The organism is uncultured Methylovirgula sp., assembly GCF_947646745.1.
In the GTDB taxonomy this organism is placed as follows: domain Bacteria; phylum Pseudomonadota; class Alphaproteobacteria; order Rhizobiales; family Beijerinckiaceae; genus Methylovirgula.
In genome coordinates this window covers 20904-27814 of the sequence record NZ_CANSHK010000043.1, presented here as the reverse complement: position 1 = coordinate 27814, position 6911 = coordinate 20904, and the positions used below count along the sequence as shown (strand labels likewise).

Here is a 6911-nt window from a genome sequence, read left to right as displayed (position 1 = left end):
GGCGAAGGCCGCGGCGCCGGCGCGGGCGGCGGCTCGTCACCGGAATCGCGGATCGGCTTCTGGCCGCGCAGCAGGCCGTAGATTTCCTCGCCGGTCAGGGTCTCATATTCCAAGAGACCCTTAGCCAGCGTCTCGAGGTCCTGCCGCTTCTCCGTAATGATGCGGGTTGCCTCCGCCAAGCCGGCTTCGACCAGACGACGCACTTCCGCATCGATCTTCTGCGACGTGGCCTCGGAGATGTTTTGCTGGCGGCCCATGGAATAGCCGAGGAAGACCTCTTCCTGGTTCTCGCCGTACATCACCGTGCCGAGCTCGTCCGAGAAGCCCCAGCGCGTGACCATCGCGCGGGCGAGCTTGGTCGCCTGCTCGATGTCCGATTGCGCGCCGGAAGTCACCTTCTCCTTGCCGAAGATGATCTCTTCCGAGACGCGGCCGCCCATCAGCACCGCGAGACGCGAGGTCATCTGCTCGTAGCTCATCGACAGTTTATCGCGCTCGGGAAGCTGCATGACCATGCCGAGCGCACGGCCGCGCGGAATGATCGTCGCTTTATGGACGGGATCGGTCGCCGGCACGTTCAGCGCGACGATCGCATGGCCACCCTCGTGATAGGCCGTCAGGATCTTCTCCTGCTCGGTCATGACCAGGGTGCGGCGCTCGGCACCCATCATGATCTTGTCCTTGGCGTCCTCGAACTCGGTCATGGTGACGATGCGCTTGCCGCGCCGCGCGGCGAGCAAAGCTGCCTCGTTGACGAGATTCATGAGGTCGGCGCCGGAAAAGCCCGGCGTGCCGCGCGCGACGGTCTTGAGATCGACGTCGGGCGACAGCGGCACCTTGCGCACATGCACTTTCAGGATGCGCTCGCGGCCGATCACGTCAGGGTTCGGGACGACAATCTGGCGATCGAACCGGCCTGGACGCAGCAGCGCCGGGTCGAGCACGTCCGGCCGGTTCGTCGCAGCGATGAGGATGATGCCCTCATTGGCGTCGAACCCGTCCATCTCGACCAGCAATTGGTTCAGCGTCTGCTCGCGCTCGTCATTGCCGCCGCCGAGGCCGGCGCCGCGATGACGGCCGACCGCGTCGATTTCGTCGATGAAGATGATGCAGGGCGCGTTCTTCTTGGCCTGCTCGAACATGTCGCGCACGCGGCTTGCGCCGACGCCGACGAACATTTCGACGAAGTCGGAGCCCGAGATGGTGAAAAACGGCACATTCGCCTCGCCGGCGATGGCGCGGGCGAGCAAGGTCTTACCGGTGCCGGGCGGACCGACAAGCAGCACGCCGCGCGGAATCCGCCCGCCGAGCCGCTGGAACTTCTGCGGATCGCGCAGGAATTCGACGATTTCCTGCAAATCCTCCTTGGCCTCGTCGACGCCGGCGACATCCTCAAAGGTGATGCGCCCGTGCGCCTCGGTCAGGAGCTTCGCCTTGGATTTGCCGAAGCCGAGCGCCTTGCCGCCAGCGCCCTGCATCTGCCGGGTGACGAAAATCCACATGCCGACAAAGGCGATGATCGGCAGACCGTTGATCAGCAGCGTCAACAGCCAGCTATTGCCGTCGGACGGCGGCTTGGCGTTGATCGTCACGCCATTCTTGACCAGATTCTGCACCAGCGACGGATCGTTGGGCGTATAGGTCTCGAAGGCCTTGTCGTTTTTCAGATGGCCCGACACCTCGCTGCCGACGATCGTGACCTCGCGGACCTGGCCGGCCTGGACGTCGCTCAGGAACTCGCTGAAGCTAATGCTGTCGGCCGCCGTCTGCCGCTGGCCCGGGTTGTAGAACAACATCACGAGCGCGACGACGAGCAGAAAAATGATGACCCAGAGCGCAAAATTCCTGAAATTCGGATGCATTCTTTAACTCGCGACAGACACTCATCCCGGGGGATAAACGGCCTGCTTAATGAGGCGCTCCTAGCGGCGCACGTCCAACCAATGTAGGCGCGGCCGCAGGGGTTGCCAAGGTAGCCTAACTTACAGCACGGCGGCGCCCGCCGGCCAATCGGAAGCTTTGGCGGCAGCGGACTCTCGACCACGCCGCCGCGGTTTTTCCCGCTGCAAGGTCAATAATCCGTCGGCCCTTAAGGAAAATCCCACGCCGCCAAGCGTGCGATGCCAGTGCGCGCCGGTCCTCAATGCCGCATAGAGGTCTTGCGCCAGACTTTCGAGCCGCTCGAGCCGCGGCGGCCGGCCGCTCCCCAAGGCTGCGATTTCGGCCGCGATGACGCGCAACAGAATCTCCGCCGGCAAATGGCGCAGCGACGCAGCAGCGATGTGAAATCCGTCATTTACCGGAATCTTTTCGAGCTTTGTGCCGGCCTGCTCCGCTTGCGCGGCCAAGGCCTGCTCGGCGCGGCGCGCCCGGCGGCCGAGCCGGGCCCAGCCTGCGGCATCAAGCCCGGCCTCTTCGAGAAGTGGAAGAAGCGCGCGCAAACGCGTGCGCGCAAAAGCGGAATTTTCATTGGAAGGGTCGCGGATATAGGGCTGCGCGCAAGCCTCGCAATAAGCCACCAGCGCCTTCTTCGAAATGTTGAGCAGCGGCCGGTAAAGCATGACCGCGGCTTGCTTTGTCTCGCTCTGCATGCCGGCGAGACCGGCAATGCCGCTGCCGCGCAGCAGCCGGAACAAAATCGTCTCGGCCTGATCGTCGGCATGATGCGCGGTCAAAAGATAGTCAGCCCCCAGCGAACGCGCATGGGCACGCAGCAGCGCGTAACGCGCAGCCCGCGCCCGCTCCTGGATGCGGCTCTGGGGCTTGGCGCCCTGCCAGAGCAGGATTTCATGCGGCAATCCCAGCGCGCTCGCCCAGCGCCCCACGGCCTCGGCCTCGGCGCGCGATTCGGCCCGCAGCCCATGATCGACCGTCGCGACGAAAATCTGCGCGCCGCCATCGGCTCCGCCCTGCTCGAGCCAAAGGGCGGCCAATCGCATCAAGGCGACCGAATCAGGGCCGCCCGACACCGCAAGCAGCGCCCGCCGTCCGGCGAGCGGCGCGAAAAGCCTGGTCAGCTCGGCTGGCCCAATCAACGGCTTCTTTTCGTTTAAGCGCCGCATTTCGCCCGCTGCGCGTCGCGCGCCGCTGCCTTCACCGCGGCCGCGGCGCTCGGATATTTATGAGGCACTTCATTGAAGGCGGCGCAGGCCTCGTCCTTATTGCCCAAAGCGCGCAGCGATTCGCCGAGCCTCAACATGGCTTGCGGCGCCCGCGTCGAATCCGAGTAACTGGTCGAGATCTTCAGGAATTGCTCGGCCGCCTCGCGCGCCCGCCCGCGCGCCGCATAGGATTCGCCGAGAAAATAGAGCGCTTCAGCGGTCAACCGGGTTTTCGGATTCTTGTCGAGAAATTCCGAAAAACCGCGCTGGGCGTTGTCATAGTCCTTCTGCTTGAAATAGCCGAGCGCCGCGTCGAACGCCTGCCGTGGCGAATTCACCTCGGCGCTGGCGAGCATGGTGCCGGACGGCCTCGTGACGCCGCCTGCCGGCGCAGCCGGGGCGGCCGGGGGCGTGTAGGCGCTTTGCAAGTTCATCGGCGCATTCGGGTCGCCGCTCGAATTGCCGCCGCCCGAATTGCCGCCGCCATTGTCCGCGACCGGCGGCGGCGCACTCTCGCCCGCGCCAAGTGGCCTTGGTGCGCCGGGCGCGTCGGGATGCGATGTCGGGTCGAAAGCATCGTTCCGGCCCGGGTGCGACGTGTCGCCGGTTGCCACGGCCGTCCCGCCCGCGTCCTGGTCGGCCGGCGGCGTGCTGTCGGCATCGGTCGGTGTCACCGGCGGCACCTCGGCGGGGCTCGCCTCGCTATGCCGCATCGGGCGGCCGCCATGGCTCTCTTGGAACCTGAAATCAACGTCTTGCTCGAATTTCTTGAGCTGGTCTTGGAGCTGACGGTTTTGGAACTGCATCTGCTGGATTTGACCCGTCATTTGGCGGATCTGATCCTCGAGCCGCTCGACCCGCACGAGAAGGCTCGAGTCCGAACCGCCGCCGCCCGGCGCATAGCCGCCGCCGTTATCTTGAGAATCGCCGCCACCGACATTATCCGGCGGCACGCCATAATTTTGCGCGAACTGCTGCGGGGCGGGCTGCGCCAGGCTGGGCGAGGCCGCGGCCAGGATCATTGCGCCGGCCAGGGCCAAAACCAGTTCGTTCAATCGAGTCATGCTGGAAATCCAAATTCGCTCGCCGCCATCATAATCCACAGTTCGACCAAAGTTAGATTTTTCGGCAGAAATTCGCCGCAAGCGCACCGAAGACAATTTCGGCGCAATTTGCCTGCAATTGTAACGCGCGGCCAATTTTGGTTAGTATTGGGGATCAGACTGCGAATGGGTTAGATGTTGCGCCGGCGTTCGCCGGATTTCGCCCGTCTCAGGGCCGGGGTTGAGCCCAGGCACATTGCCGCCCCGCGACGCAGGAGCATCAAGGTTTGGGTAAGCATTTCGGGACCGATGGAATCCGCGGCCTCGCCAATAAGGTCATTACGCCCGAATTGGCGATGAAAGTCGCGCAGGCGACGGGTATTTTGTTCCAGCGCGGCGAACACCGCCATCGCGCCGTCATCGGCAAGGACACCCGCCTCTCCGGCTATATGATCGAAACCGCCATGGTTGCGGGCTTTACCTCGGTGGGAGTCGATGTCCTGCTGCTCGGGCCGATGCCGACGCCGGCCGTCGCCATGCTCACCCATTCGATGCGCGCGGATGTCGGCGTGATGATCTCGGCCTCGCATAATCCTTTCGAGGACAATGGCATCAAGCTGTTCGGCCCGGACGGTTATAAGCTGTCGGACGAGGTTGAAGCGCGGATCGAGGCGATTCTCGACGGCGAGCAGCCGCTGAAGCTGTCGAAGCCCGGTGATCTCGGCCGCGCCATGCGCGTCGAAGGCGACCGCGCCCGTTATATCGAATTCGCCAAGCGGACCCTCATCGGCAATACCTCCTTCGAAGGGCTGCGCATTGTCGTCGATTGCGCCAACGGCGCTGCCTATAAGGTCGCCCCCGAGGCGCTCTGGGAGCTTGGCGCCGAGGTCTTCACCATCGGCGACGCGCCGGACGGCTTCAACATCAACCGCGATGTCGGCTCGACCGCGCCCAAGGCGCTGGTCAATAAGGTCCGCGAAATGCGCGCCGATGTCGGCATCGCGCTCGACGGCGACGCCGACCGGGTGATCATTGTCGACGAGCGCGGCAAGATCGTCGATGGCGACCAGCTCATGGCGGCGATTGCCGAAAGCTGGCAACAGGACGGACGCCTGTCGCGGCCGGGCATCGTCGCGACACTCATGTCGAACCTCGGCTTCGAACGCTATCTCGCCGGCATCGGCCTCGCCCTCGCCCGCACCCCGGTCGGCGACCGCTATGTCCTCGAACATATGCGCGAACACGGCTTTAACCTCGGCGGCGAGCAATCCGGCCACATCATCCTCAAAGACTATTGCACCACCGGCGATGGCTTGGTCGCGGCGCTGCAATTGCTCGCCATCGTCAAGCGGCGGGAAAAACCGGTGAGCGAGGTTTGCCATCGGTTCGAGCCGGTGCCCCAGGTTTTGAAGAACGTGCGATTCCGCGTCGGCCAGCCGCTGGAGGAAGAGCGCGTGTCCCGCGCCATCGAGGACGCCCGCCGCAAGCTCGGCAATAACGGCCGGCTGGTAATCCGGCCCTCGGGCACCGAGCCGGTCATCCGCGTCATGGGCGAAGGCGACGATCCCGACCTCGTCGAAAAGATCGTCGACGACGTCTGCGAGGCCCTGAGCGCCGTCGCAGCTTAGCCGCCGCGGCGTCCCCTGCGGCAGTCGTGCCACAGTCGGTCCCGATAAGTGGCGGCGTTAAGGTTAAGTGTTAGGGTTAAGGGCCTTTTAAGCTCTTTGCGACATCTTTCCCTTCCGTTGGATATCGCGCCGGCCGATCGCGCCTGCGCCGACGAAGGGATTGATCGTTATGGCCAGCTTAAGAGCCGTCATCATTGCAGGCGCCGTGGCGATCGGTGCCGTGAGCGCCGCCCATGCGGCCGACCTCGATTTACCGCCGCCGCCGCAAGTCGAAGCGCCGCCGCCGCCCGTCGTGAGCGGCTGGTATCTGCGCGGCGACGTCGGCGCGGCGATCAACACCAACAGCGTTTACAGCACCTTCGCGCCTGGCGTCTTTGTCGATCATCCGTCGTTCGACCAGCAGAGCCTCTCGACGACAGCGAGCCTCGGTGGCGGTGTCGGCTATCAGTTCAACAACTGGTTCCGCGCCGACGTGACCGGCGAATATTTCCTCCCGGCCAGCTATCAAGCGATCCAGAGCTACGGCCCGACCTTTTGCGCCGCCCCCGGCGGCCGCTGCTTCGACGGCTACACCGCCAAGATCAGCGAAGCCGTCGGTCTCGCCAATGGTTATTTCGACATCGGAACATGGTGGGGCGTCACCCCCTACATCGGCGGCGGCGTCGGCCTGGCCGATGTCTTCATTAACGGCCTGCACGACACCGATCTCGACGATATCACCGCCTTCGGCACGGCCCGCGACAGCAGTTCGTGGCATTTCGCCTGGGCGCTCATGGCCGGCGTCAGCTATTCGATCACGCCCAACCTGATACTCGATTTCGGCTATCGCTACTTGAACCTCGGCACGGTCGCGTCGAACCCGATTATCTGCAACGGCTCCTGCACGTTCGAAGTGCAGCACTACCGGCTCGCGTCGCAGGATATCCGCGTCGGCCTGCGCTACGTGTTCGCCGACATCCCGCCGCCGGCGCCGCCGCTCGTCACCAAATACTGAGCCATCCATTTCAACGATCGGAAAAAGCGGGCCAGCGGCCCGCTTTTTTCGTTTGCTCTGTCGTCCAAAAGACGCCGGGCATTTATGGTTTTCAGACCGTTACGTCTTATGGTTAAGCCGGACTTAAGAAATATCCTTCACACTT

The 6911-nt window shown here is 64.1% G+C and carries 5 protein-coding genes; 2 read left to right on the top strand and 3 right to left on the bottom strand.

The annotated features are described in order from the left end of the window. The 3 genes from ftsH to ybgF form a co-directional block, all read right to left on the bottom strand. On the bottom strand, positions 1-1862 hold a 1862-nt coding region (ftsH, locus tag Q0025_RS12510), incomplete at its 3' end, for an ATP-dependent zinc metalloprotease FtsH (RefSeq protein WP_297299624.1). Between the two features lie 120 nt (positions 1863-1982). Continuing rightward, positions 1983-3035: a tRNA lysidine(34) synthetase TilS gene (gene tilS / locus Q0025_RS12505; protein WP_297299622.1), complete on the bottom strand. Its 1053-nt coding sequence runs from the start codon at positions 3033-3035 to the stop codon at positions 1983-1985. A gap of 14 nt (positions 3036-3049) precedes the next feature. Further along, complete coding sequence (gene ybgF / locus Q0025_RS12500) at positions 3050-4165, bottom strand: tol-pal system protein YbgF (RefSeq protein ID WP_297299620.1); 1116 nt, start codon at positions 4163-4165, stop codon at positions 3050-3052. 266 nt (positions 4166-4431) lie between these two features. On the opposite strand from ybgF, the gene glmM reads away from it, so the two are divergent. Together glmM and Q0025_RS12490 are read left to right on the top strand one after the other, a co-directional pair. Beyond that, positions 4432-5772: a phosphoglucosamine mutase gene (glmM, locus tag Q0025_RS12495; RefSeq protein ID WP_297299618.1), complete on the top strand. Its 1341-nt coding sequence runs from the start codon at positions 4432-4434 to the stop codon at positions 5770-5772. Positions 5773-5941: 169 nt separating this feature from the next. After that, positions 5942-6766, top strand: coding sequence for an outer membrane protein (locus Q0025_RS12490; protein WP_297299616.1), 825 nt, complete (start codon positions 5942-5944; stop codon positions 6764-6766). The last annotated feature ends 145 nt before the right edge of the window (positions 6767-6911 follow it).